The sequence below is a fragment of the Ideonella alba genome (assembly GCF_018069875.1).
GTDB classification, from domain to species: Bacteria; Pseudomonadota; Gammaproteobacteria; order Burkholderiales; family Burkholderiaceae_C; genus Ideonella; species Ideonella alba.
The window spans coordinates 116,925-140,962 of record NZ_JAGQDF010000013.1; the positions used below are offsets into that span (position 1 = coordinate 116,925).

General features: G+C 69.3%; 20 protein-coding genes. 7 read left to right on the forward strand and 13 right to left on the reverse strand.

Features of this window, described 5'->3' with window-relative positions; genetic code table 11:
• Positions 1-15: 15 nt before the first annotated feature.
• Together hyi and gcl are read right to left on the reverse strand one after the other, a co-directional pair.
• Positions 16-795: a hydroxypyruvate isomerase gene (gene hyi, locus KAK07_RS20120; protein WP_210855315.1), complete on the reverse strand. Its 780-nt coding sequence runs from the start codon at positions 793-795 to the stop codon at positions 16-18.
• 9 nt (positions 796-804) lie between these two features.
• Positions 805-2,595 (reverse strand): glyoxylate carboligase, encoded by a 1,791-nt coding sequence (gene gcl, locus KAK07_RS20125; RefSeq protein WP_210855313.1) that lies wholly within the window; start codon positions 2,593-2,595, stop codon positions 805-807.
• A gap of 119 nt (positions 2,596-2,714) precedes the next feature.
• Here gcl and KAK07_RS20130 point away from each other — a divergent pair, with 119 nt between their 5' ends.
• Positions 2,715-3,620, forward strand: a complete 906-nt coding sequence (locus KAK07_RS20130) for a LysR family transcriptional regulator (RefSeq protein ID WP_210855311.1) — start codon at positions 2,715-2,717, stop codon at positions 3,618-3,620.
• A gap of 22 nt (positions 3,621-3,642) precedes the next feature.
• Here KAK07_RS20130 and KAK07_RS20135 read toward each other — a convergent pair whose 3' ends face one another.
• The 4 genes from KAK07_RS20135 to uraH all read right to left on the reverse strand — a co-directional run bounded on the left by KAK07_RS20135 (position 3,643) and on the right by uraH (position 8,059).
• On the reverse strand, positions 3,643-5,148 hold the full coding sequence (locus KAK07_RS20135; protein WP_210855309.1) for a nucleobase:cation symporter-2 family protein: 1,506 nt from the start codon (positions 5,146-5,148) through the stop codon (positions 3,643-3,645).
• 126 nt (positions 5,149-5,274) lie between these two features.
• Entirely contained in the window at positions 5,275-6,480 is a 1,206-nt protein-coding gene (locus KAK07_RS20140; protein ID WP_210855307.1) for a urate hydroxylase PuuD, read from the reverse strand.
• Positions 6,481-6,674: 194 nt separating this feature from the next.
• Positions 6,675-7,640 (reverse strand): Bug family tripartite tricarboxylate transporter substrate binding protein, encoded by a 966-nt coding sequence (locus KAK07_RS20145; protein WP_210855305.1) that lies wholly within the window; start codon positions 7,638-7,640, stop codon positions 6,675-6,677.
• A 65-nt stretch (positions 7,641-7,705) separates the two neighbouring features.
• Positions 7,706-8,059, reverse strand: a complete 354-nt coding sequence (gene uraH / locus KAK07_RS20150) for a hydroxyisourate hydrolase (protein ID WP_210855303.1) — start codon at positions 8,057-8,059, stop codon at positions 7,706-7,708.
• Between the two features lie 76 nt (positions 8,060-8,135).
• On the opposite strand from uraH, the gene KAK07_RS20155 reads away from it, so the two are divergent.
• Genes KAK07_RS20155 through KAK07_RS20170 form a run of 4 tightly spaced genes read left to right on the forward strand, consistent with a single transcriptional unit; the run spans position 8,136 to position 12,840 of the window.
• On the forward strand, positions 8,136-8,882 hold the full coding sequence (locus KAK07_RS20155) for a GntR family transcriptional regulator (protein ID WP_210855300.1): 747 nt from the start codon (positions 8,136-8,138) through the stop codon (positions 8,880-8,882).
• A 1-nt stretch (position 8,883) separates the two neighbouring features.
• Entirely contained in the window at positions 8,884-9,828 is a 945-nt protein-coding gene (puuE, locus tag KAK07_RS20160; protein WP_210855298.1) for an allantoinase PuuE, read from the forward strand.
• A 7-nt stretch (positions 9,829-9,835) separates the two neighbouring features.
• A complete protein-coding gene (uraD, locus tag KAK07_RS20165; protein WP_210855296.1) occupies positions 9,836-11,614 on the forward strand; it encodes a 2-oxo-4-hydroxy-4-carboxy-5-ureidoimidazoline decarboxylase in 1,779 nt (592 codons plus the stop codon).
• The gene (locus KAK07_RS20170) at positions 11,611-12,840 is read left to right on the forward strand and encodes a M20 family metallopeptidase (RefSeq protein ID WP_210855294.1); all 1,230 of its coding nucleotides are present in this window, start codon (positions 11,611-11,613) and stop codon (positions 12,838-12,840) included. Before uraD ends, KAK07_RS20170 begins: the two co-directional genes overlap by 4 nt.
• 16 nt (positions 12,841-12,856) lie before the next feature.
• Here the strand turns inward: KAK07_RS20170 and KAK07_RS20175 are convergent, their stop codons facing one another.
• The 5 genes from KAK07_RS20175 to KAK07_RS20195 all read right to left on the reverse strand — a co-directional run bounded on the left by KAK07_RS20175 (position 12,857) and on the right by KAK07_RS20195 (position 19,943).
• The gene (locus tag KAK07_RS20175; RefSeq protein ID WP_210855292.1) at positions 12,857-13,711 is read right to left on the reverse strand and encodes a hypothetical protein; all 855 of its coding nucleotides are present in this window, start codon (positions 13,709-13,711) and stop codon (positions 12,857-12,859) included.
• Between the two features lie 178 nt (positions 13,712-13,889).
• Positions 13,890-14,840 (reverse strand): hypothetical protein, encoded by a 951-nt coding sequence (locus tag KAK07_RS20180; RefSeq protein ID WP_210855290.1) that lies wholly within the window; start codon positions 14,838-14,840, stop codon positions 13,890-13,892.
• 150 nt (positions 14,841-14,990) lie between these two features.
• Positions 14,991-16,625 (reverse strand): SpoVR family protein, encoded by a 1,635-nt coding sequence (locus KAK07_RS20185; RefSeq protein WP_210855288.1) that lies wholly within the window; start codon positions 16,623-16,625, stop codon positions 14,991-14,993.
• Entirely contained in the window at positions 16,622-17,908 is a 1,287-nt protein-coding gene (locus tag KAK07_RS20190; RefSeq protein ID WP_210855286.1) for a YeaH/YhbH family protein, read from the reverse strand. Before KAK07_RS20190 ends, KAK07_RS20185 begins: the two co-directional genes overlap by 4 nt.
• Positions 17,909-18,020: 112 nt before the next feature.
• Positions 18,021-19,943, reverse strand: a complete 1,923-nt coding sequence (locus KAK07_RS20195) for a PrkA family serine protein kinase (protein WP_210855283.1) — start codon at positions 19,941-19,943, stop codon at positions 18,021-18,023.
• A gap of 315 nt (positions 19,944-20,258) precedes the next feature.
• Here KAK07_RS20195 and KAK07_RS20200 point away from each other — a divergent pair, with 315 nt between their 5' ends.
• Positions 20,259-21,431, forward strand: coding sequence for an MFS transporter (locus KAK07_RS20200; RefSeq protein ID WP_210855282.1), 1,173 nt, complete (start codon positions 20,259-20,261; stop codon positions 21,429-21,431).
• Positions 21,432-21,434: 3 nt separating this feature from the next.
• Here the strand turns inward: KAK07_RS20200 and KAK07_RS20205 are convergent, their stop codons facing one another.
• Positions 21,435-22,346, reverse strand: a complete 912-nt coding sequence (locus tag KAK07_RS20205) for a ParB/RepB/Spo0J family partition protein (protein WP_210862862.1) — start codon at positions 22,344-22,346, stop codon at positions 21,435-21,437.
• A gap of 96 nt (positions 22,347-22,442) precedes the next feature.
• Positions 22,443-23,003 carry an RBBP9/YdeN family alpha/beta hydrolase gene (locus tag KAK07_RS20210; RefSeq protein WP_210862864.1) on the reverse strand — a complete coding sequence of 187 codons (561 nt, stop codon included), beginning with the start codon at positions 23,001-23,003 and terminating at the stop codon, positions 22,443-22,445.
• Positions 23,004-23,078: 75 nt separating this feature from the next.
• Between KAK07_RS20210 and argC the strand changes: the two genes are divergently transcribed.
• Entirely contained in the window at positions 23,079-24,020 is a 942-nt protein-coding gene (gene argC / locus KAK07_RS20215) for an N-acetyl-gamma-glutamyl-phosphate reductase (protein ID WP_210862866.1), read from the forward strand.
• Positions 24,021-24,038 lie beyond the last annotated feature (18 nt).

The window sequence follows — 24,038 nt, forward strand, 5'->3', positions numbered from 1 at the left end:
AGGCAAGCTGTGGTTTCAGAGGGCCAGGCGCTGGCGCCAGCCCAGGCCGGCCTCGGTGCTGGTGGCGGGCTTGTATTCGCAGCCGATCCAGCCGGCGTAGCCCAGGCGGTCGATCTCGGCGAAGACGAACGGCCAGTGGATTTCGCCGGTGCCGGGCTCGTGGCGGCCGGGGTTGTCGGCGATCTGCAGGTGGCCGATGCGCGGCATCAGGCGCTGCAGCGTGCCGACCAGCTCGCCCTCGCTGCGCTGCGCGTGGTAGAGGTCGTGCTGCAGCTTCAGGTGCGGCGAGCCGACCTCGTCGATCAGCGCGATCGCCTGCTCGCTGCGGTGGAGCCAGAAGCCGGGGATGTCGTAGCGGTTGATCGGCTCGACCAGCAGCGTCAGGCCGGCGCGGCCCAGCGCATCCGCCGCATGACGCAGGTTGGCCAGCAGCGTGGCGCGCTGCGTGGCCTCGTCGACACCAGCGGGGGCGATGCCCACCAGGCAGTTGAGCTGCTGCACCCCCAGCGCTTCGGCGTAGCGCAGCGCGGTGTCCACGCCGCGGCGGAATTCCTCCTCGCGGCCGGGCAGGCAGGCGATGCCGCGCTCGCCCAGGTCCCAGTGGCCGGCGGGCAGGTTGTGCAGCACGCACTGCAGGCCGTGGGCGTCCAGCCGGGCACGGATCTCGTCGGCTGCAAACGGGTAGGGAAAGAGGAACTCCACCGCCTGGAAACCGGCGCGCGCGGCGCGCTCGAAGCGGTCCAGGAACGGGACCTCGGTGAAGAGCATCGTCAGGTTGGCAGCCAAGCGCGGCATGGGCGGTCCTCAGTCGATCAGGGCCAGCGCGGTGGGGGCGTCGGCGGCGGTGGTGGCGAGTTCCTCGAACTCATGGATGGCGTTGATCTCGGTGCCCATCGCGATGTTGGTGACCTGCTCCAGCAGCACCTCCACTACCACCGGCACCTGGTACTCGCTCATCCAGGCCTCGGCCTGGGCGATGGCCGGGGCGAAGTCCTCGGGGCGCTCCACGCGGATCGCCTTGCAGCCCAGGCCTTCCACCACCTTGATGTGGTCCACGCCGTAGCGGCGCGCGTTCTGCCCGGGCGGGGTGTTGATGTTGTCGAAGCCCAGCTGCACGCAGTAGTCCATGTTGAAGCCGCGCTGCGCCTGGCGGATCAGACCGAGGTAGCTGTTGTTCAGCACCAGGTGCAGGTAGGGCAGCTTGAACTGCGCGCCCACGGCCAGCTCTTCCAGCATGAACTGGAAGTCGTAGTCGCCCGACAGCGCCACGATGCGCCGCCCCGGATCGGCCGCACGCACCCCCAGCGCGGCGGGCACGGTCCAGCCCAGCGGGCCGGCCTGGCCGCAGTTGATCCAGTGGCGCGGGTGGTAGACGTGCAGGAACTGCGCGCCGGCGATCTGGCTCAGGCCGATGGTGCTGACGTAGGTGGTGTCGCGGCCGAAGGCGCGGTTCATGCACTGGTAGACGCGTTGCGGCTTCATCGGCACCTGGTCGAACTGTGTCTTGCGCTGCTGGCCCAGGTCGCGCTTGCGCGCGGCGCAGTCGGCGGCCCAGGCGCGGCGGTCCTTCAGCGTGCCGGCGGCTTGCATCTCGCGCGCCACCTCGACGAACAGTTCCAGCGCTGCGCGGGCATCGCTGACGATGCCGTAGTCGGGCGCGAAGACACGGCCGATCTGGGTGGGCTCGATGTCCACATGGATGAAGCGCCGGCCGCGGCAGTAGACCTCGGGCGAGCCGGTGTGGCGGTTGGCCCAGCGGTTGCCGATGCCCAGTACGAAGTCGCTGGCCAGCAGCGTGGCGTTGCCGTAGCGGTGCTGGGTCTGCAGGCCGGCCATGCCGGCCATCAGCGGGTGGTCGTCGGGGATCGCGCCCCAGCCCATCAGCGTGGGGATCACCGGGATGCCGGTCAGCTCGGCGAACGCCACCAGCAGCGCGCTGGCGTCGGCATTGATGATGCCGCCGCCGGCCACGATCAGCGGTCGCTCGGCGGTCTGCAGCATCGCCAGCGCGTGGGCGATCTGGGCGCGGGTGGCGGCGGGCTTGTAGACGGGCAGCGGGGCGTAGGTGTCGATGTCGAACTCGATCTCGGCGGTCTGCACATCGGCCGGCAGGTCGATCAGCACCGGGCCCGGGCGGCCCGAGCGCATCAGGTGGAAGGCCTGCTGGAAGGCGCGCGGCACCTGGGCCGGCTCCATGACCGTGGTGGCCCACTTGGTGACCGGGGCGGCGATGCGGGCGATGTCCACCGCCTGGAAGTCTTCCTTGTGCATCCGGGCGCGCGGCGCCTGGCCGGTGATGCACAGGATGGGGATGGAGTCGGCCTGGGCCGAATACAGGCCGGTGATCATGTCGGTGCCGGCCGGGCCCGAGGTGCCGATGCACACGCCGATGTTGCCGGCCTTGGCGCGGGTGTAGCCCTCGGCCATGTGCGAGGCGCCCTCGACATGGCGGGCCAGGATGTGGCCGATGGTCTGCCGCTCGCGCAGCTGGGCGTACAAGGGGTTGATGGCCGCGCCGGGGACGCCGAAGGCCTGGGTCACGCCTTCCTTTTCCATCACCAGCACGGCGGCCATGGCCGCGGTCATCTTGGGCATCGCGTGTCTCCTGTAGGGGTTGGGGCGGATGCTCGGGCGTGACGGCGGTGCTGTGAACCGCAGTCCGTCGATAAGTCCTATTCTGCGCAGGAATGGCTGGTGGCCCTAGGATCGGCGCCATGGACCGCATCGCGCGCGTGCAACTCTTCATCCGGGTCGTCGAGACCGGCAGCTTCAGCAAGGCCGCTGCCGAGCTGGGCGTGACCCAGCCCACCGCCACCAAGGCGGTGGCGGCGATCGAGCAGCACCTGGGCGCGCGGCTGCTGCACCGCTCTACGCGTGGCGTGGCGCCCACCGAGATCGGCCAGCGCTACTACGAGCAGTGCAAGCGCATCGCCGAGGCACTGGACGAGGCCGACAACCTGGCCGCGCTGCAGCAGGGCCGGCTGGCGGGCCAGCTGCGGGTGAGCAGCTCGGTGGCCTTTGGCCGGCGGGTGCTGGTGCCACTGGCGCTGCGCTACATGCAGGCCCACCCCGAGGTGGTGCTGGACCTGAGCTTCGAGGACCGCTACGTCAACCTGGTCGAGCAGGGCGTGGACGTGGCGATCCGCATGGGCCGGCTGGCCGATTCGTCACTGGGCGCGCGCTTCCTGGGCCGCAACCCCTGGCTGCTGGTGGCGGCGCCTGGCTACCTGGCTGCCCATGGCGCGCCGGCCGATGCGGCCGAACTGGTCACCCACGCCTGCCTGGTCTATTCCAGCGTGCAGGGCGACGACCGCTGGACGCTGCGCCCACCCGGCGGCGTGGAGCTGTCGGTGCCGGTGCGCGGGCCGCTGCGCTCGAACAACCTGAGCGCGGTGCTGGGCGCCTGCTGCGCCGGCCTGGGCCTGGCCGCGCTGCCGCTGTACGTGGCGCGCCATGCGCTGGAGGACGGCCGCCTGCAGCCGGTGCTGGCCGACCACGCGCTGCCGGCGCAGGACATCCACGCGGTGTTCCCGTCACCCCGGCTGGTGCCGGCCAAGGTGACGCACTTCATCGAGTTCCTGCGCAGCGCGATGGCGGCGGATGGCTGGCCGCAGGCCTGAGCGGCCGGGCGGCCAGCGGGGCTCAGTGGGCGTCGAAGCTCTTCGACGCTTCGACCGAGGCCGCGGTATCTGCGCCCCGGCTGCCATTGAAGAACAGGTTCAGCAGCACCGCGGTCAGGGCCGCCAGCAGGATGCCCGACTCCAGCAGCGGGTGCAGCTGGTGCGGCATCTGCTGCGTCCAGCGCGGTGCCACCAGCGGCACCAGGCCCATGCCCACCGAGATGGCGACGATGTAGAGGTTGTGGCGGTTGCCGGCAAAGTCCACGCGGCCGAGGATGCGGATGCCAGTGGCGGCCACCATGCCGAACATCACCAGGCCGGCGCCGCCCAGCACGAACTGCGGCACCGATTCGACCAGCGCCGCCATCTTGGGCAGCAGGCCCAGCACGATCATGATCACACCGGCGGCCACGCACACATAGCGGCTGCGCACGCCGGTCACGCCCACCAGGCCCACGTTCTGCGAGAAGCTGGTGTAGGGGAAGGTGTTGAACAGGCCGCCGATCAGCGTGCCCAGGCCGTCGGTGCGCAGGCCGGCGGTGAGCTCGGCCTGGCTGACGCGCTTGCCGGTGATGTCGGACAGCGCCAGGAACATGCCGGTGGACTCGATCATCACGACGATCATCACCAGCGTCATCGTGCCGATCATCAACGGGTCGAAGCTGGGCATGCCGAAGGCGAAGGGCGTGACCACATCCACCCAGGCGGCCTTGGCCACCTTGTCGAAATTCATCTTGCCCAGCGCCACCGCCAGCACGCTGCCGGCGACGATGCCCAGCAGCACCGCGATGTTGGCGACGAAGCCGCGGCCGTACTTCACCAGCAGCAGCACCACGGCCAGCACGAAGCCGGCGATCGCCAGGTTGTCGAGCGCACCGTAGCCGGGGTTGTTGACCATGGGCACCGGGCCCAGCTTCAGCGCGGGTGCCGAGGCGCCTGGGGCGGCCGACGCGGCCGCCGCCTCAGCCGTGGCCTTGGCGCCATCGACCATGGCCACCAGCTTGGGCACGTCCACGTTCTGCGCCAGGTTGGCCGGGCCGCCCAGCGCCCAACCCACGCCCACCCGCATCAGGCTGATGCCGATGACCGCGATGATGGTGCCGGTGACCACCGGCGGGAAGTAGCGCAGCAGGCGGCCCATCACCGGCGCCAGCAGCATGGCGATCACACCGGCGCCGATGATGGCGCCGAAGATCGCGCGGGCGCCGTCCGGGCCGGGCATGGCGTTGGCCATGGCCACCATCGGGCCCACCGCGGCGAAGGTCACGCCCATCATCACCGGCAGCTTGATGCCGAACCAGCGCGTGAAGCCCAGTGACTGGATCAGCGTGACCAGGCCGCAGCAGAACAGGTCGGCCGAGATCAGCAGCGCCACCTGCTCGGGGCTGAGCTTGAGCGCCCGGCCGACGATCAGCGGCACCGCGATCGCGCCGGCGTACATCACCAGCACATGCTGCAGGCCCAGCGCGGCCAGGCGGCCAGCAGGCAGTTTCTCGTCCACCGGGTGGACCGTGGATGCGGTTGTCATGGATGTCTCCTCGTCTTGTCGTTCAGCAGCCAGCAGACCCCGTCAAGAGATTGGCGCGGATCCGGCTTCGCCGGTCCGCTGCCAAAGCCCCCTCGGGGGGCAGCGACCGGCAGGGAGCGTGGGGGTCTAGGGTTTTGCGCCGGATTCGAACCAGCGCGCGATGAGCGCGCGTTCGTCTTCGGTGATGCCGGTGGCGTTGTTCAGCGGCATCAGGCGCTGCACCACGGCCTGCTGGTAGACCTGCGGCGCGTGCTTCACGATCAGCTCGGCGCTGTGCAGCATCACGCCCTTGTTGTTGACCTGCTCGTTGTGGCACATCACGCAGCGCTGCTGCGCGATGGTCTGCACGGCGGCCAGCGTGGGCGCCGGGGCGTCGGCCCGCGGCGGTGGGGCGTTCAGGCGGTCCCAGGGCGCGGCCAGGGCCACCGCCGCCAGCAGCGGCAGCACGCCGGCCACGGCCCAGGGCCAGGGGTCGGGCAGGCCCTTGACGTGGGTCTTGTGGCGGGCCACGAAGAAGTGCCGGATCAGCGCCCCGCCCAGCATGATCAGCACCAGGATCACCCAGTTCCAGCGGTGGCTGTAGAGCATGCCGTAGTGGTTGCTCAGCATGGCCGCCAGCACCGGCAGCGTGAAGTAGGTGTTGTGCACGCTGCGCTGCTTGCCGCGCTTGCCGTGGATCGGATCGGACGGCTGGCCGGCGGTCATCGCCGCGACGATCTTGCGCTGGCCCGGGATGATCCAGAAGAACACGTTGGCGCTCATCGACGTGGCCATCATCGCGCCCACCAGAAGGAAGGCAGCGCGGCCCGCGAACAGCTGGCAGGCCAGCCAGGCGGCGAAGACCACCAGCACGGTGATCAGCACGCCCACCTTGGTGTCGGCCTCGGGGCCGGCGCCCAGCGTGCGGCAGATGCCGTCATAGACCAGCCAGAACACCACCAGGAAGCCCAGCGCCGCGGCGATCGCGCCCAGTGGCGTCCAGGCGTAGACGCTCTGGTCGATCAGGAAGGTGCTGGCGTTGAACAGGTACAGCACCGTGAACAGCGCAAAGCCCGACAGCCAGGTGGAGTAGCTTTCCCAGTAGAACCAGTGCAGCTCGGTGTGGATCTTCTTGGGCGCCACCATGTACTTCTGCGGGTTGTAGAAACCCCCGCCGTGCACCGCCCACAGCGCACCATCCACGCCCTTTTCCAGCAGGTCGGGCGACTTGGGCCGGATCAGGTGGTTGTCCAGCCAGACGAAGTAGAACGAGGAGCCCACCCACGCGATCGCGGTGATCACGTGCAGCCAGCGCAGCAGCAGGTTGGCCCAGTCGAGGAGATACGCTTCCATCATGCCCTCTAGCGTTCGGCCGGCCGGGACGCCGGGGGGCGACGCTGGCCGGTCCTCACCACGGCGGGCTCTGTGAGGGAGTGACGTCGCAACCGCGCCCCGGGCAGGGCGACGCGGGCTCCGCGGCGACGTGGGTCAAAGTGTATACACATTCGTACACGATCGTCCAGCGGGACGACCCGGATGTGCGTGCCTCAGGGCGCCAGGTCAGCCGCCTTGATGGCCGGGGCCCAGTCGGCCACCTGCTTGGCGACGAAGGCGCCGAAGGCGGCGCCGGTCATGCGCGAGGGGGTGATGCCCAGCTCGCCGAAGCGCTTGAGGATGGCGGGGTCGGACTCGATGTCTGCAAGCGCCTTGGTCAGCCGATCGACCACCTCCTTGGGCAGGCCGGCCGGGCCGGAGACGCCGAAGTAGTTCTCGGCCACCAGCTGCGGCAGGCCCAGCTCGGTGACGCTGGGCACCTCGGGCAGCAGCGGCGAGCGGCCCGGCGTGGTCACGGCCAGCGCGCGGATCTGACCGCTCTTGACCATGGGCACGAAGGCGGTGATGACGTCGATGCCCAGTGGGATCGTGCCGGCGATCAGGTCGGTGGTCATGGGCGCACCGCCGCGGTAGGGCACGTGCGTCATCTGCAGCTTCATCGCGTCCTTGGTCATCTCGCCGACGATGTGGCCGATCGAGCCCGGCCCGCCGCTGCCGAAGACGAAGCCTGGGGCGGCCGCCGCCTTGGGCAGGTCCTTCAGGCTGGCCGGGCCGGTCTTGGGGTTCGCCATGATCAGCACCGGCGCCACGCCCAGCATCGCCACATGGGTGAACTGCTTGACCGGGTCGTAGGGCGGCTTGGGCACGGTGTACGGGCCGATCGAGGTGGGCGTGGAGTTCGACAGCATCAGCGTGTAGCCATCGGGTGCGGAGCGCACCACGTCGAGGCCCCCGATCGTGCCGCCGGCACCGGGCTTGTTGTCCACCACCACCGGCTGGCCCAGCGCCTTGGCCAGCGGGTCGGCGATGGTGCGGGCGACGATGTCGCTGGCGCCGCCGGCGGCAAAGGTCACCACCAGGCGGATGGGCTTGTCGGGCCAGGCGGCCCGGGCGGGCAGTGCGGCCAGGCTGGCGGCCAGCGCCAGGCAGGACAGGGCAAGGCGGCGGGACAGGCGCATGGCAGCAACTCCGGCAGGGTGAGGGTGTGCGGGCGCGTGCAAGTGCCGTGCCCGGCGTGGCGGCTTCAGGAGCCGCGGTAGGTGGAATACGACCAGGGGCTGACCAGCAGCGGCACGTGGTAGTGCGCGGCGATGTCGGCGATGCCGAAGTCCAGCGGCACCTCGTCCAGGAAGGGCGGGTCGGGCAGGTCCACGCCGCGGGACTTGAAGTACGCGGCCACCGAGAACACCAGCCGGTAGCGGCCGATCTGCATGTCCAGGCCGGCCAGCAGCGGGCCCCCGTCGGCCCGGCCGTCGTCGTTCAGGGTCAGGCTGCGGATCACCTGGCTGCCACCGGGCAGCAGGCGCTCCAGGCGCACCGCCATGCCGGCGGCGGGGCAGCCGTTCATCGTGTCGAGCACGTGGGTGCTGAGTCCCATGGGAGGTGTCCTTTCGGTGGCGTGGCTTGCGGAATGCATAAAAGTGTATACACTTTCGAATACACGTCAACCGATCATGACCCGCAGCGCCACCACCACCACCCGCACAGCACGCAAGCCGCGTGCCGCCGTGGCCGAGGCGGCCGCAGAGGCACAGGTCATGGGCAGCACCGCGCGCATCGTCGAGTCGATCACCACCGCCATCGTCGAGCGCCGGCTGATGCCCGGCACCAAGCTGGCCGAGCAGAAGCTGGCCGACATCTTCCAGGTCTCGCGCACGCTGGTGCGCCAGGCGCTGAACCAGCTCAGCCGCGACCGCCTGGTGACGCTGGAGCCGGCGCGCGGCGCCTTCGTGGCCATGCCCAGCCCGGAAGAAGCGCGCCAGGTCTTCGAGGTGCGCTCGATGATCGAGTCGGCGATGGCGCGCCAGCTGTGCGCGCGCATCACCGACGCCCAGGTCACCGAACTGCGCCGCCACCTGAAGGCCGAGCGCGAGGCGGTGGCCCGCACCGACGTGCCCGGCCGCACCCGGCTGCTGGCCGACTTCCATGTGCTGCTGGCGCGGATGATGGGCAACGAGGTGCTGGCGCAGCTGCTGGAAGAACTGCTGCGGCGCTCCTCGCTGATCTCGCTGATGTACCAGTCGGCGCATTCGGCCGAGGCCTCGCAGGCCGAGCACGAGGCCATCGTCGACGCGCTGGCCCGCCGCGACAGCCGTGCGGTGGTGCGCCTGATGGAACACCACCTGCGCAGCGTCGAGACCAACCTGAGCATGCATCCACGCGCGCCGGACCTGGCGGCGGTGCTGTCCACCGAGACCTGAGATGACCCCACGCTATCCCCGCGACCTGAAGGGCTACGGGCGCGACGTCCCCCACGCCCGCTGGCCCGGCAACGCCCGCATCGCGGTGCAGTTCGTGCTGAACTACGAGGAGGGCGGCGAGAACTCGGTGCTGCACGGCGACGCCGGCTCCGAGCAGTTCCTCTCCGAAATGTTCAACCCCGCCAGCTACCCGGCGCGGCACCTGAGCATGGAGGGCATCTACGAATACGGCTCACGCGTGGGCGTGTGGCGCCTGCTGCGCGAGTTCGAGCGCCGCGGCCTGCCGCTGACCATCTTCGGCGTGTCCAGCGCGCTGGCGCGCTGCCCCGAGGTGACGCAGGCCTTTGTGGAACTGGGCCACGAGATCGCCTGCCACGGCTGGAAGTGGATCCACTACCAGACCATGCCCGAGTGCGAGGAGCGCGAGCACCTGCAGCGCGGCATGGAGATCATTGAACGCCTGACGGGTGAACGTCCGCTGGGCTGGTACACCGGCCGCGACAGTCCCAACACCCGCCGCCTGGTGGCCGACCATGGCGGCTTCGCCTACGACAGCGACTACTACGGCGACGACCTGCCCTTCTGGCTGCAGGTCAGGAAGACCGACGGCACGCTGGCGCCGCACCTGGTGGTGCCCTACACGCTGGACTGCAACGACATGCGCTTTGCGCTGCCGCAGGGCTTCAGCCACGGCGACCCGTTCTTCCAGTACCTGAAGGACGCCTTCGACGTGATGTACGCCGAGGGCGACGAGCGGCCCGCGATGATGAGCATCGGCATGCACTGCCGGCTGCTGGGCCGCCCGGGCCGGATGCGTGCGCTGCAGCGCTTCCTCGACCATGTGCAGTCGCATGACCGGGTCTGGGTGACACGGCGCATCGACATTGCCCACCATTGGCGCGCCGAGCACCCGTTCGATGCGCAGACCGCCTTCATCTGGGAGTGAGCGCGCCGTGCCGCTGACGATCGATCAACTCAATGCCGCCTCGGTCGACGAGGTGACCCGCCTGCTGGACGGCACCTACGAGCACTCGCCGTGGATCGCCGAGCGCGCCTGCGCGCTGCGGCCCTTCCGCAGCCTGGCCCACCTGAAGCACTGCATGGTGCGGGTGCTGGACGAGGCCGGCGTGGCCGCGCAGCTAGCTCTGATCCGCGCCCACCCCGAGCTGGCCGGCAAGGCGATGGTCAGCAAGAGCCTCACCGCCGAATCCACCAACGAGCAGGGCAAGGCCGGCCTGACCGATTGCACGCCCGAAGAGTTCGCGCGACTGCAGCAACTCAATGCCGACTACAACGCGAAGTTCGGCTTCCCCTTCATCCTGGCGGTGCGTGGCCCGCGTGGTCTGGGGCTGGATCGCCACGCCATCATCGCCACCTTCGCGCGCCGCCTGAACAACCCGGTGGACATGGAGCGCGCCGAGTGCCTGCGCAACATCCACCGCATCGCCGAGATCCGGCTGAACGACAAGTTCGGCGTGGAACCGACCGAGGGCAACCGCGTGTGGGACTGGGCCGAGCGCCTGGCCGTGCACAGCGACCCCGGCTTCGCCGAGCGCGGCGAGCTGACCGTGACCTACCTGACCGACGCGCACCGCGCCTGCGCCCGCGACCTGTGCACCTGGATGCGCGAGGAGTGCGGCTTCGACGAGGTGACGATCGATGCCGTGGGCAATGTCGTGGGCCTGTACCGCGGCATCGACCCGCAGGCCCCGCGCCTGCTCACCGGCAGCCACTACGACACCGTGCGCAACGGCGGCAAGTACGACGGCCGCCTGGGCATCTTCGTGCCGATGGCGGTGGTGCGCGCGCTGCACCAGGCCGGCCGGCGCCTGCCCTTCGGCATCGAGGTGGTGGGCTTTGCGGAAGAGGAAGGCCAGCGCTACAAGGCCACCTTCCTGGCCTCGGGTGCGCTGGTGGGCCAGTTCGATCCGGGCTGGCTGGACCAGGCCGACGCCGACGGCGTGACGATGCGCAGCGCGATGCAGCAGGCCGGGCTGGACCCGGCCGCGATTGCTACGCTCAGGCGTGACCCCGCACGCTACCTGGGCTTCGTGGAAGTGCACATCGAGCAGGGCCCGGTGCTGAGTGCGCGCGACCTGCCGCTGGGCGTGGTCACCAGCATCAATGGCAGCGTGCGCCTGCTGGGCGAGGCCGTGGGCCTGGCCAGCCACGCCGGCACCACGCCGATGGGCCAGCGCCGCGACGCCGCCTGCGCGGTGGCCGAGCTGGCGCTGTTCCTGGAGCAGCGCGCCGCCAGCGTGCCCGACCTGGTCGGCACGATGGGGATGCTGCAGGTGCCCGAGGGCTCGATCAACGTGGTGCCGGGCCGCTGCCGCTTCAGCCTGGACATCCGCGCCACCACCAACGCGGTGCGCGACGCCTGCCTGGCCGACGTGCAGGCCGAGGCGGCGCGCATCGCCACCCGCCGCGGCGTGGCGATCACGCTGGAAGAGACGATGCGCGCGGCCGCTGCCCCCAGCGCGCCGGCCTGGCAGCGCCGCTGGGAGGCCGCGGTGCAGGCGCTGGGCCTGCCGGTCTTCACCCTGCCCAGCGGCGCCGGCCATGACGCGATGAAGCTGCACGAGGCGATGCCCCAGGCCATGCTCTTCGTGCGCGGCCTGAACGACGGCATCAGCCACAACCCGCTCGAAGGCGTGAGCAACGACGACTGCGAACTCGCGGTGCGCGCCTTCACCCACCTGACCGAACAACTTGCCGCGGACCACCGATGACCGACCGCTACGCCTCACTCGATCAATGGATCGATGCCCACTTCGACGAGGAAGTGCGCTTCCTGCAGGCCCTGGTGCAGGTGCCCACCGACACCCCGCCCGGGAACAACGCACCGCACGCCGAGCGCACCGCCGAGCTGCTGGCGGGCTTCGGCATCCCCGCCGAGCGGTTCCCGGTGCCGGCCGCCGAGGTGCACGCCTATGGCATGCAGAGCGTGACCAACCTGATCGCCCGGCGCCGCTACGCCGACGGCGGCCCGGTGATCGCGCTCAATGCCCACGGCGACGTGGTGCCGCCGGGCGAGGGCTGGACGCATGACCCGTATGGCGGCGAGGTGGTCGACGGCAAGCTCTATGGCCGCGCGTCGGCGGTCAGCAAGTGCGACTTCGCCACCTACACCTTCGCCACCCGCGCGATCGAGGCGCTGGGGCTGCCGCTGAAGGGCGGGGTGGAGCTGCACTTCACCTACGACGAGGAGTTCGGTGGCGAGCTGGGCCCGGGCTGGCTGCTGAAGCATGGCCACACGAAGCCCGACTATGAAATCGCCGCCGGCTTCAGCTACCAGGTGGTCACCGCCCACAACGGCTGCCTGCAGATGGAGGTGACGGTGCACGGCGTGATGGCGCATGCGGCCATTCCGCACACCGGCGTGGATGCGCTGCAGGGCGCCACCGCCATCCTGTCGGCGCTGTACGCACAGAACGCGCAATACAAGAAGATCAGCTCGCAGGTGCCGGGCATCACCCACCCCTACCTGAATGTCGGCCGCATCGAGGGCGGCACCAACACCAATGTGGTGCCGGGCAAGGTGGTGCTGAAGCTCGACCGCCGCATGATCCCCGAGGAAGACCCGGTGGCGGTGGAGGCCGACATCCGCCGCGTGATCACCGAAGCCGCCGCCGCCGTGCCCGGCGTGACGGTCGAGATCAAGCGCCTGCTGATGGCCCATGCGCTCCAGCCCCTGCCGGGCAACCGCCCGTTGGTGGCCGCGCTGCAGCGCCACGGCGAGGCGGTGTTCGGCGAGCCCATCCCCGAGAGCGGCACGCCGCTCTACACCGATGTGCGCCTGTACTGCGAGCGCGGCATCCCGGCGGTGATCTACGGCGCCGGCCCGCGCACCGTGCGCGAGAGCAACGCCAAGCGCGCCGACGAGCACATCGTGCTGGACGACCTGCGCCGCGCCACCAAGGTGGTGGCGCGCACGCTGCTGGAGTTGCTGGGCTGAGGGGTGTGGCCGGGCCTCAGGGCAGGTTCAGCCAGGGTTGAGGAACGATCTGCGCGAAGTCGGTCTCGCCCCCGAACAGGGTGCTGGTGTAGACCCGCTGATTGCTTTGCTGGTCGCTCACGCGGATGGACTTGATCCAGTACTGGCCCTGTGGCATGTACTCGCTCACTTGGCTGGCCGCGACGACGGTGGTGCTCGCGAGGCCCGGAACCAGGGTGCCGCCCGATGCGCTCACGCAGGTGAAGCCGTCGGCGAGGCAAAGCACAACCTCAGCGCCGTTGACGCCTGACACACTGATCGTTCCGGTGTCCTGAATCGTGAGTCGTGCGATCAGGTAGGGAGGCAACCGGCCCTGGCGATAGTAGGCGCTGAGTTGTCCGGTCGTCAGGGTGGGCGCGACGGCGTCATAGCCCGGGTTCTTGACGGTGATGCGATGGCGCCCGCCTACGCTGGCCAGGGCCGCTGCGTCGAGGACGGCACAGTTGCCGAAGGCATCACAGGACTGCACCGAGCGGATCGTCCACTGTCCCGGCTCGACCGACGGCATCAGGTACCAGCCCACCTGCTTGTCGATCGACAGGTCACCCCAATAGGGCGCCGTGCTCAACTCGATGGTCTGTCCAGAGGGGCCAACCAGCGTTGGCCACACCTGCCACAGGCCGGCCACATCGTCCTGGGCCCGGATGTCATAGACCAGCGAGGCCCCGAACGGCCCAACGCTCACCGACTTGGGCAGGTTGAGGTAGGTCAGCTGCGGTGGCGTCTCATCCGAAGCCGGCGCGACAGGCCGGCGCGGAGCGGCCGCATCAGCCATGAGCGGCGCTGCCGCGCTCAACGCGGCCAGCAACAAGGCGAGGACGGGGTGTCGCATGGAGGCTCCCTCAGGATGTTCTGATGGCGCCTGATTGTTCTGACACGGGCCCGCCCGCGCATCGTCAAGCCGACGGACGAACGCTTCACCGACGTGCGACTGAGCCGGGTGCGCAGCATCCCCGCGGTGGCCCGCACACCGCTGGCGCTGCCGGGGGCCAGAGGCCCCCGCCGTGGCATCACGGGTTGACGATCACCTGCGTGCCATTGGGGAACCACGGCGCGAAGTCGGTGCTGCCGCCGAAGGCGGTGCTGGTGTAGACCCGCGTGCTGCCGGCGTGGTCATGCAGCGTGACGTCCTTCAGCAGGTAGGTGCCGATGGGCATCCCGACCCAGGTGCTGGCGTAGCCGTATAGCGTGGATTTCTTCTGCGCGTAGACCCAGTTCTCGCTCCAGGTGCCAAAGCAACTGCTCTGGTCCGGCAGGCAGAAGGTGGCGTAGGCGCCGGCGGTGCCTGAGCCGCCCTGGTCGGCGGTGCCCAATTGCATGCGCACGATCGGCAGGTGGTCCAGTGTGCCCTTGACCGGCGTGCTCAGCGACACCGCGGGCGTCAGGATGCGGCCGCTGCTCAGCGTGGGTGCCTGCGCATCGGCCCGGGTGCCGGTGACCGTGAACTGCAGGTTGCCGCCCAGTGCGCCCAGGCAGGCGGCGTCGCAGACGAAGTTGTTGCCGGCGATGTCACTGCCGTAGACCTCGGTGATGGTCCAGACGCCCGGCTCGGCGAAGGGGCCGAAGCGCAGCGCCATCTGGCCCTTGAACGCCGTCCAGCCGCCCAGGTGCTGGCCGTTGGCCACGGTCTGGGCGCCGCTGGGGCTTCTGGCGGTCATGAAGGTGTGCAGCAGGCCGGAGAGATCGTCGGTGACGTTGAGATCAACCACCAGCTGGTTCATGCTCTTGCCGGCATCGACCGTGGTGCCGGCGTTGATCGACACCACCACCGGTGGCGTGGTGTCCAGCGCCGCCATCGGCAGCGCCGGGGTCTGGCGCAGGGCCTGCAGCGCCTGGGCGCGCTGCGCCGGGGCCATGTGGGGCAGATCGGTGATGGCGGGCGCGGCGGCGGCCGCGGCGGCCACGAACAGGGCGGACAGCGCGAACACGCGCGATGCGGAGGTGCGGAGCAGGGCAGACATGGGGGGACTTCCTTTGGAGCTTCACCGGCCCCTCGGTCGACCTCCACCGCCTTGGGGCGAGATCGCCGGCCGGCAAGCCTCTTTTACGCCTGCCATGGCGGCGCCCATTGCGCCGCATCAAGGGCCGCGTCCGCCGCCGCGCCGGCCCCTTCAGTTCGATGGGGCGGGCACGCTCCAGCGCCGGGTGATGTCGCCCTGGCCGTTGACGCTTTCCAGCTGCACGCCAAAGCCCCACAGCCGCGCCACATGGCGCAGCACCTCGTGGGCGCCGTCGTCCAGCGGCCTGTCCAGGTGCTGGGTGTGGCGCAGCGTCAGGCTGCGGTCGCCCCTCAGGTTGACGTTCCAGACCTGGATGTTGGGCTCGCGGCTGCCCAGGTCGTACTGGCGGCTCAGCGCCTCGCGCACGCGGCGGTAGCCGCTCTCGTCATGGATGGCGCTGACTTCCAGCTCGCTGTCCTTCTCGTCGTCCTTGATCGCGAAGAAGCGGAAGTCGCGCATCAGCTTGGGGCTGAGGTACTGGCCGATGAAGCTCTCGTCCTTGTAGTTGCGCATCGCCTGGTCCAGCGCGGGCAGCCAGGGCGTGCCGGCCAGGTCGGGGAACCAGGCGCGGTCCTCGTCGGTGGGCTCTTCGCAGATGCGCTTGATGTCGGTGAACATCGCGAAGCCCAGCGCGTAGGGGTTGATGCCGTTGTAGCCGCGCTGGCCCACCTTGGGCTGGTAGATGACGTTGGTGTGCGACTTCAGCCACTCGATCATCACGCCGTCGGTGAGGTAGCCGTCGTCGTACATCTGGTTGAGCAGCCGGTGGTGCCAGAAGGTGGCCCAGCCTTCGTTCATCACCTGGGTCTGGCGCTGCGGGTAGAAGTACTGCGCGACCTTGCGCACGATGCGGATGATCTCGCGCTGCCAGGGTTCGAGCAGCGGGGCGTTCTTCTCGATGAAGTAGAGGATGTTCTCCTCGGGGTCGGCCGGGAAGCGGCGTGCGGTCTGGGTTTCCTCCGCGGCATCGGCCTTGCGTGGCAGCGTGCGCCAGAGGTCGTTGACCTGCTGCTGCGCGTAGGCCTCGCGGTCCTGGCGCGCGGCCAGTTCCTCGGCCAGGCTCTTCTTGCTGGGGCGGCGGTAGCGGTCCACGCCGTGGTTCTGCAGCGCGTGGCAGGAATCCAGGAACAGCTCGACCGTCTCCACGCCGTGGCGTTCCTCGCACTCGGCCACGTAGTTCTTCGCGTAGACCAGGTAGTCGATGATCGAGGCCGCATCGGTCCACATGCGGAACAGGTAGTTGCCCTTGAAGAAGCTGTTGTGGCCGTAGGCGGCGTGGGCGATCACCAGCGCCTGCATCGCCATCGTGTTCTCCTCCATCAGGTAGCTGATGCAGGGGTTGGAGTTGATGACGATCTCGTAGGCCAGGCCCATGTGGCCGCGGCGGTAGTTCTTCTCGGTGGCGATGAACTCCTTGCCGTAGCTCCAGTGGCGGTAGTTCACCGGCATGCCCACGCTGGCGTAGGCGTCCATCATCTGCTCGGCGGTGATGATCTCGAGCTGGTTGGGGTAGGTGTCCAGACCGAAGCGGCGCGCGGTGGCGGCGATCACCGTGTGGTACTGCTCGATCAGCTCGAAGGACCAGTCGCTGGGGTCGGGCAGCGGCTGCTCGGGGCGCCGGGGCAGCGGGCGCGGGGCCAGCAACGGTTCGCGGCCGCGGCGGCGGTCGCCGGCCTCGGGGATCTTGCTGCGGTCGTCGTGCCAGCGGCGGTCCTGCGAGTACTCGCGCGGTCTGTCTGCGCTCATGCGGGCACCCCTTCCTTCTTGAACAGGTCACGGAACACCGGGTAGATCTGCGCGGCGTCCAGCGCCTTCTTCATCGCGAAGTTCTTGTGGTGCTCGGCCAGGCGGGCGTATTCCTCCCACAGGTTCTGCTCCTCCTCGGCCACCTGCACATAGGCGTAGTAGCGGCAGGCGGGCAGCACGCGCTGCGACAGCAGCTCGTGGCAGCGGGCGGAGTCGTGGTGCCAGTTGTCGCCGTCGCTGGCCTGGGCGCCGTAGATGTTCCACTCGCTGGGGTTGTAGCGGGCGCGGATGATCTGGTCCATCAGCTCCAGCGCGCTGGAGACCACGGTGCCGCCGGTCTCGCGGGCGTGGAAGAAGTCGTGCTCGTTGACCTCCTGCGCCTGCGTGTGGTGGCGGATGAAGACCAGGTCGATCTTCTCGTAGTGCCGCGTCAGGAACAGGTAGAGCAGGATGAAGAAGCGCTTGGACAGCTCCTTGCGCTGCTCGTCCATCGAGCCCGACACGTCCATCAGGCAGAACATCACCGCCTTGCTGGACGGCACCGGGGTGCGCACGCGGCTGCGGAACTTCAGGTCGATCGGGTCGAGGAAGGGGATCAGGCCCAGGCGCGCCTTGAGCACCGCGATGCGCGCCTCCACCTCGGCCAGCTCGCGCTGCGTGGCCGGGTCGGTGGCGGGCAGGCGCCGCAGCTCGGCGGCGCGGTCCTCCAGCGCATGCAGCTCGCGCCGGGATTCGCCGCCCAGCGCGATGCGCCGGCCCAGCGCGCCGCGCATCGAGCGCACCACATGCAGGTTGTTGGGCGTGCCGTCGGTGGTGAAGCCGGCGCGGTGGGTCTTGTATTCGGGGATCTCGGCGAGCTGGGTGCGGATCAGGTGCGGCAGCGCCAGGTCCTCGAAGAAGATCTGCATGAACTCCTCCTTGGACAGCGCGAAGACGAAGTCGTCCTCGCCGTCGCCGGAGTCGCTGGCCTGGCCCTGGCCACCGCCCTGCCCCTGGCCGCCCTTGGGCCGCTCGATGCGGTCGCCCTGCACGTACTCCTGGTTGCCCGGGTGCACGTACTCGCGCTGGCCGCCCTGGCCGTGGTGGAAGACCGGCTCGGAGAGGTCCTTCTTGGGGATGCGCACCTCTTCGCCGCGCTCCAGGTCGCGGATGCCGCGACCGTCCACCGCGCGCCGCACCGCCTCGCGGATCTGGTCCTTGTGGCGGCGGATGAAGCGCTCGCGGTTGCCGATCGACTTGTTCTTGCCGGCCAGCCTGCGGTCAATGATCTGTTGCAGCGCCATGTTCTGCTGTGCCTCTGCCTAGTCCAGGTGGCCGCCGCGGAACCGGCTTGGCCGGGCCGCTGGCGGCGCCCCCTGGGGGGAGGCGGCCGCCAGGCCGCTTCGGGGGGGTCTGTCAGCTGCTCTTGCGCACGCGCAGGTACCACTCGCACAGCAGGCGCACCTGCTTGGCGGTGTAGCCCTTGGCCACCATGCGCTGCACGAAGTCCTCATGCTTCTTGGCCTCATCGGCGCTGGCCTTGGCGTTGAAGCTGATGACCGGCAGCAGCTCCTCGGTGTTCGAGAACATCTTCTTCTCGATCACCGAGCGCAGCTTCTCGTAGCTGGTCCAGACCGGGTTCTTGCCCTGGTTGTTGGCCCGCGCGCGCAGCACGAAGTTGACGATCTCGTTGCGGAAGTCCTTGGGGTTGGCAATGCCCGCGGGCTTCTCTATCTTCTCCAGCTCGGCGTTGAGCGCCGCGCGGTCGAAGACCTCGCCGGTGTCGGTGTCGCGGTACTCCTGGTCCTGGATCCAGTAGTCGGCGTAGGTGACGTAGCGGTCGAAGATGTTCTGGCCGTACTCGGAGTAGCTCTCCAGGTAGGCGGTCTGGATCTCCTTGCCGATGAACTCGGCGTAGCGCGGGCTGAGCTGTTCCTTGATGAAGGCGACGAACTTCTCTTCGGTCTCCTTGGGGAACTGCTCGCGCTCGATCTGCTGCTCCAGCACGTACATCAGGTGCACCGGGTTGGCGGCGACTTCCTGGCTGTCGAAGTTGAAGACCTTGGACAGGATCTTGTAGGCGAAGCGCGTGCTGATGCCGCTCATGCCTTCATCGACACCGGCGTAGTCGCGGTACTCCTGGTAGCTCTTGGCGCGCGGGTCGGTGTCCTTGAGGTTCTCGCCGTCGTAGACCTGCATCTTGCTGTACAGGCTGGAGTTCTCGGGCTCCTTCAGGCGCGTGAGGATGGCGAACTGGCTCATCATCTTCAGCGTGCCCGGGGCGCACTTGGCCTCGGCCAGGCTGGAGCTGCGGATCAGCTTCTCGTAGATCTTCACCTCTTCGCTGACGCGCAGGCAGTAGGGCACCTTGACGATGTAGATGCGGTCGAGGAAGGCCTCGTTGTTCTTGTTGTTGCGGAAGGCCTTCCACTCGCTCTCGTTGCTGTGGGCCAGCACCACGCCGTCAAACGGGATGGCGCCGAAGCCCTCGGTGCCCTTGAAGTTGCCTTCCTGGGTGGCGGTCAGCAGCGGGTGCAGCACCTTGATCGGCGCCTTGAACATCTCGACGAACTCCAGCAGGCCCTGGTTGGCCAGGCACAGGCCGCCCGAGTAGCTGTAGGCGTCGGGGTCGTCCTGGGCGTAGCTTTCGAGCTTGCGGATGTCGACCTTGCCCACCAGGCTGGAGATGTCCTGGTTGTTCTCGTCGCCCGGCTCGGTCTTGGCGATGCCCACCTGCTTGAGGATGCTGGGGTAGCGCTTGACCACCTTGAACTGCCGGATGTCGCCGCCGAACTCCTCGAGGCGCTTGACCGCCCAGGGGCTCATGATGCGGTTGAGGTAGCGCCGCGGAATGCCGAACTGTTCTTCCAGCAGCGGGCCGTCCTCGGCCAAGTCGAACAGGCCCAGGGGCGACTCGTTCACCGGCGAGCCCTTGATCGCGTAGAACGGCACCTCCTGCATCAGCGCCTTCAGGCGCTCGGCAATGCTGCTCTTGCCGCCGCCCACCGGGCCCAGCAGGTAGAGGATCTGCTTCTTCTCTTCCAGACCCTGCGCGGCATGGCGGAAGTAGGAGACGACCTGCTCGATCGCGTCTTCCATGCCGTAGAACTCGGCGAAGGCCGGGTAGATCTTGATGACCTTGTTGGCGAAGATGCGTGAGAGCCGCGGGTCGTTGCGGGTGTCCACCATCTGCGGCTCGCCGATCGCCTTGAGCATGCGCTCGGCGGCGGTGGCGTAGGCCAGCGGATTGCGCTTGCACTCGGCGAGGTAGTCCTCGAGGGACATTTCCTCCTCGCGGGTGCGCTCGTAGCGGGCGGCGAAGCTGCTGATCACGTCCATGCAAGACCTCCTGTCGGGCATCAGGCGGCGCGCGCCGGGGATCAGGCCGGCGGGGCGTCGGGGAAGTTCTGATGGCGTCCCGGCTGGACAGACCCGGGCGTCATCAGAGCTTTCCGTGTGGTCAGTGCATGGGGCGCAGCTTCTCGCGGGTTGGACTCCGATCAAGGCTCGAGAAAGGCCGGCTTGCCCTGGCATTTCTCGCAAGGACCATGCCGCACGGCTTTGGTTCCGCAGCGGCCCGGACAGCCCCATGATGGCTGTAACGCGCACCGAGTGCATGCGGGTTGACGCCAATCCGGTGCGAACATCGGGGTCATGAACCGCCACCTCGCGTTGCTGGCCTTGTGCCAGGGCCTGTTTCTCACGAACAACGTCACCTTCATCGCGATCAACGGCCTGGTGGGCCTGGCGCTGGCGCCGGTGGGCTGGATGGCGACGTTACCGGTGACCGGCTATGTGGTGGGCGGTGCGCTCAGCGCGCCGCTGGTGGCGCGCGTGCAGGCGCGCTGGGGCCGCAAGCGCTCGTTCCAGCTGGGCCTGGTGGTGGCCATGCTGACCGCCGCGCTGTGCGCGCTGGCGGCCTGGCGGCAGGACTTCTGGGCCCTGCTGGCAGCCACCGTGGTGGCCGGCTTCTACAACGCCAATGCGCAGCTCTACCGCTTCGCCGGGCCCGAGCTGGTGGCGCCCGAGAAGAAGGAGATGGCGATCTCGTGGGTGCTGGGTGGCGGCATCCTGGGCGCCTTCGCCGGCCCCAACCTGGCCAGTGCCACGCGCGACTGGCTGGCGGTGCCGTTTGCCGGCGCCTATATCGCGCTGATTGGCGTGGCGGCGCTGGCGCTGCTGGCGCTGTCCTTCATCGCATTCCCGACGCACCAGGCGCCGGCGCCGGGCGCTGCGCCGGGCCGCTCGGTGCGCGAGCTGGCGCGCCAGCCGGCCTTTGTCGTCGCCATCCTGGCCGGCGCGCTGGGCTATGGCGTGATGAACCTGCTGATGGCCGCCACACCGATCGCGATGGCGCAGTGCCAGCACCCGTTCTCGGCCGCGGCGCTGGTGCTGGAGTGGCATGTGCTGGGCATGTTCGTGCCCGGCTTCTTCACCGGCCACCTGATCAAGCGCTTCGGCGCCCTGCCGGTGATGGCGGTGGGCGTGCTGCTGAACGCGGCCTGCGTGGCGATGGCGCTCTCAGGCGTGGCGGTGATGGACTTCCTGGGGGCGCTGCTGGTGCTGGGCGTGGGCTGGAACTTCCTGTTCACCGGCGCCACCACGCTGTTCACCAGCACCTACCGGCCCGAGGAGAAGAACCGCGCCCAAGGCGCGATGGACACGGTGATGTTCTCGGTGATGGCCGTCACCTCGTTCTCGTCGGGCGCGCTGATCACCACACAGGGCTGGACCTGGCTGAACCTGGGTTCGCTGCTGCCGATCGGCCTGGTGGCGCTGGGCTTGCTGTGGCTGGCGCGGCAGCCGCGCGCGGCGGCGGCGGGCTGACGCTCACTCGTCCAGCGCGCCGAGTTTGTCCAGCAGGCCGTTGAGCTCGTCGATCGACGAGAAGCGGATTGCGATCTCGCCCTGCTCGCCGCGCTTGGTCTTCTTCTGCACGCGGATCTCGACCTCGGCGGTGAGGCGGTCGGCGAGGCGTTCCTCGAGCCGCAGGATGTCGCGCGACTTCTGCTGCTTGACGCGCAGCAGCGGCGTCTGGCGGCCGGGGTTCAGGGCGTGCTGGACCAGCTTCTCGGCGTCGCGCACCGACAGCTTCTTGGCGACGATCTCGTTGGCCGACAGCACCTGCTGTGCGCCAGGCAGGGCCAGCAGCGCGCGGGCGTGGCCCATGTCCAGATCACCGGCCATCAGCAGCTTCTGCACCGGATCAGCCAGGTTGAGCAGACGCAGCAGGTTGCTGGCGGCGCTGCGCGAGCGGCCCACGCTCTGCGCGGCCTGTTCGTGCGTCAGGCCGAACTCGTCGACCAGTCGCTTCAGGCCCTGGGCTTCTTCCAGCGGGTTCAGGTCCTCGCGCTGGATGTTCTCGATCAGCGCCATCACCGCCGCGGCCTCGTCCGGCACGGGCTTGACCAGCACCGGCACCTCGCTCAGGCCGGCCAGCTGGGCGGCACGGAAGCGCCGCTCGCCGGCGATGATCTCGTAGCGCGCGAGCACCGGGTCGCCCACCGGGCGCACCAGGATCGGCTGCATGATGCCCTGGCTGCGGATGGACTCGGCCAGCTCGTAGAGCGAGCCCTCGTCCATGCGCGTGCGCGGCTGGTACTTGCCGGCCTGCAGCTGTGCCACCGCCAGCGTGGCCGGCGCGCCATCGCGCGTTTCGGCGGGCTTGGGGCCGTCGCCGACCTTGGGGCCCAGCAGGGCCTCCAGGCCCATGCCCAGGCCCTTGGGTTTCTTGGTTGCCATGTCAGCGTCGCCCGGCCGCCCGTAGGCGCTGACGCGCCCCTCGGGGGCCGCGAACGGAGTGAGCTTGGGGTGGGTTCATTCCCGGATTGTCGGCGATCAGTCGTCGTCGTCGTCGACCGGCTCGGTCAGGCTGCGCAGCAGCGCGCGGCCTTCGGCCCAGTCGCCCAGGCCGGAGTCACCGTTGATGTGGCCCAGCGGGCCGATCTCCAGCGCAGCGGCGCCCCAGTCGGCAGCCATTTCATGCGCGCGCTCGCTGCTGCAGTAGGGGTCGTCGCTGCTGATCACCGCGATGGCCGGGAAGGGCAGCGCGCGGCGGATGATCGGTGCCCAGCCAGCGATCTGCGGCGGCGCATCGGCGCGTTCGATATCAGGCGGTGCCACCAGCAGCGCGCCGGCCACCCGGGCGCTGTGGCGGCTGTGCGCGGCCCAGGCGGCCACCAGCTGGCAGCCCAGGCTGTGGGCCACCAGCACCGCGGGGCGCTCGTCGGCCAGCAGGGCTTCTTCGAGCTGCATCATCCAGTCGCCGCGCTTGGGCCACAGCCAGTCGTGCTGCTGCACGCGGAGGTCGCCGTGCAGCGCTTCCCAGCGGCTCTGCCAGTGCGTGGGACCGGAGTCCTGCCAACCGGGCAACAGCAGGATGCGGGGCGATGTGTTCATGGGGTGGGTTTCTACCGTAGTATCAGCGGTTCTTCGGATTCTTGCGCACCGCTTGTGCGCGTGGGGCAGATCGACATGACGTTCAAGGTGTTCGTGGATGGCCAGGAAGGCACGACGGGCTTGCGGATCCACGAGTACCTCGCGGGCCGTGCGGACCTGGAGGTGCTGAAGATCGATGCCGACAAGCGCAAGGACGCGGCCGAGCGGGCGCGCCTGATCAATGCCTCGGACATCACCTTCCTGTGCCTGCCCGATGCCGCCTCGCGCGAGGCGGCCGCGATGGTCACCAACCCCAAGACCTGCCTGATCGACGCCAGCACCGCCCACCGCACGGTGCCAGGCTGGACCTACGGCATGCCCGAGCTGGCGCCGGGCCAGCGCGACGCGATCCGCGCCGGCAAGCGCATCGCCAACCCCGGCTGCCACGCCAGCGCCTTCGTGCTGGCGGTGCGGCCGCTGGTGCAGGCCGGGCTGCTGCCGGCCGATGCGCCGGTCACGGCCACGTCGATCACCGGCTACTCGGGCGGCGGCAAGAGCATGATCGCCCAGTACGAGGCGGGTGGCGATGCGGCGCTGACGGCGCCTCGCCCCTATGCGCTGGCGCTGGCGCACAAGCACCTGCCCGAGATGAAGGCCCACACCGGGCTGGCGAGGCCGCCGGTGTTCATGCCGATCGTTGCCAGCTTCTACAAGGGTCTGGCGGTGAGTGTGCCCTTGCATCTGTCGATGTTGAAGCCGGGCACGACCGGTGCGCAGCTGCAGCAGGCGCTGGCCGAGTACTACGCCGGCGAGCGCTTCATCCGCGTGATGCCGCTCTCGGACCCGGACACCTTGGCCGGCGGCTTCTTCGACGTGCAGGCCTGCAACGACACCAACCGCGTGGACCTGTTCGTCTTCGCCAACGACACCCAGGCGGTGGTGATGGCGCGGCTGGACAACCTGGGCAAGGGCGCCAGCGGCGCCGCGGTGCAGGCGATGAACGTGCACCTGGGCTGCGAGGAGTCGCTGGGCCTGTGAGGCCCGCGACGCCCCGGC

What these genes read in the sequence shown, in the direction of transcription:
- hyi (WP_210855315.1), bottom strand. Translation starts at nt 795, where the DNA reads ATGCCGCGCTTGGCTGCCAACCTGACGATGCTCTTCACCGAGGTCCCG.
- gcl (WP_210855313.1), bottom strand. Translation starts at nt 2,595, where the DNA reads ATGCCCAAGATGACCGCGGCCATGGCCGCCGTGCTGGTGATGGAAAAG.
- KAK07_RS20130 (WP_210855311.1), top strand. Translation starts at nt 2,715, where the DNA reads ATGGACCGCATCGCGCGCGTGCAACTCTTCATCCGGGTCGTCGAGACC.
- KAK07_RS20135 (WP_210855309.1), bottom strand. Translation starts at nt 5,148, where the DNA reads ATGACAACCGCATCCACGGTCCACCCGGTGGACGAGAAACTGCCTGCT.
- KAK07_RS20140 (WP_210855307.1), bottom strand. Translation starts at nt 6,480, where the DNA reads ATGGAAGCGTATCTCCTCGACTGGGCCAACCTGCTGCTGCGCTGGCTG.
- KAK07_RS20145 (WP_210855305.1), bottom strand. Translation starts at nt 7,640, where the DNA reads ATGCGCCTGTCCCGCCGCCTTGCCCTGTCCTGCCTGGCGCTGGCCGCC.
- uraH (WP_210855303.1), bottom strand. Translation starts at nt 8,059, where the DNA reads ATGGGACTCAGCACCCACGTGCTCGACACGATGAACGGCTGCCCCGCC.
- KAK07_RS20155 (WP_210855300.1), top strand. Translation starts at nt 8,136, where the DNA reads ATGACCCGCAGCGCCACCACCACCACCCGCACAGCACGCAAGCCGCGT.
- puuE (WP_210855298.1), top strand. Translation starts at nt 8,884, where the DNA reads ATGACCCCACGCTATCCCCGCGACCTGAAGGGCTACGGGCGCGACGTC.
- KAK07_RS20170 (WP_210855294.1), top strand. Translation starts at nt 11,611, where the DNA reads ATGACCGACCGCTACGCCTCACTCGATCAATGGATCGATGCCCACTTC.
- KAK07_RS20175 (WP_210855292.1), bottom strand. Translation starts at nt 13,711, where the DNA reads ATGCGACACCCCGTCCTCGCCTTGTTGCTGGCCGCGTTGAGCGCGGCA.
- KAK07_RS20180 (WP_210855290.1), bottom strand. Translation starts at nt 14,840, where the DNA reads ATGTCTGCCCTGCTCCGCACCTCCGCATCGCGCGTGTTCGCGCTGTCC.
- KAK07_RS20185 (WP_210855288.1), bottom strand. Translation starts at nt 16,625, where the DNA reads ATGAGCGCAGACAGACCGCGCGAGTACTCGCAGGACCGCCGCTGGCAC.
- KAK07_RS20190 (WP_210855286.1), bottom strand. Translation starts at nt 17,908, where the DNA reads ATGGCGCTGCAACAGATCATTGACCGCAGGCTGGCCGGCAAGAACAAG.
- KAK07_RS20195 (WP_210855283.1), bottom strand. Translation starts at nt 19,943, where the DNA reads ATGGACGTGATCAGCAGCTTCGCCGCCCGCTACGAGCGCACCCGCGAG.
- KAK07_RS20200 (WP_210855282.1), top strand. Translation starts at nt 20,259, where the DNA reads ATGAACCGCCACCTCGCGTTGCTGGCCTTGTGCCAGGGCCTGTTTCTC.
- KAK07_RS20205 (WP_210862862.1), bottom strand. Translation starts at nt 22,346, where the DNA reads ATGGCAACCAAGAAACCCAAGGGCCTGGGCATGGGCCTGGAGGCCCTG.
- KAK07_RS20210 (WP_210862864.1), bottom strand. Translation starts at nt 23,003, where the DNA reads ATGAACACATCGCCCCGCATCCTGCTGTTGCCCGGTTGGCAGGACTCC.
- argC (WP_210862866.1), top strand. Translation starts at nt 23,079, where the DNA reads ATGACGTTCAAGGTGTTCGTGGATGGCCAGGAAGGCACGACGGGCTTG.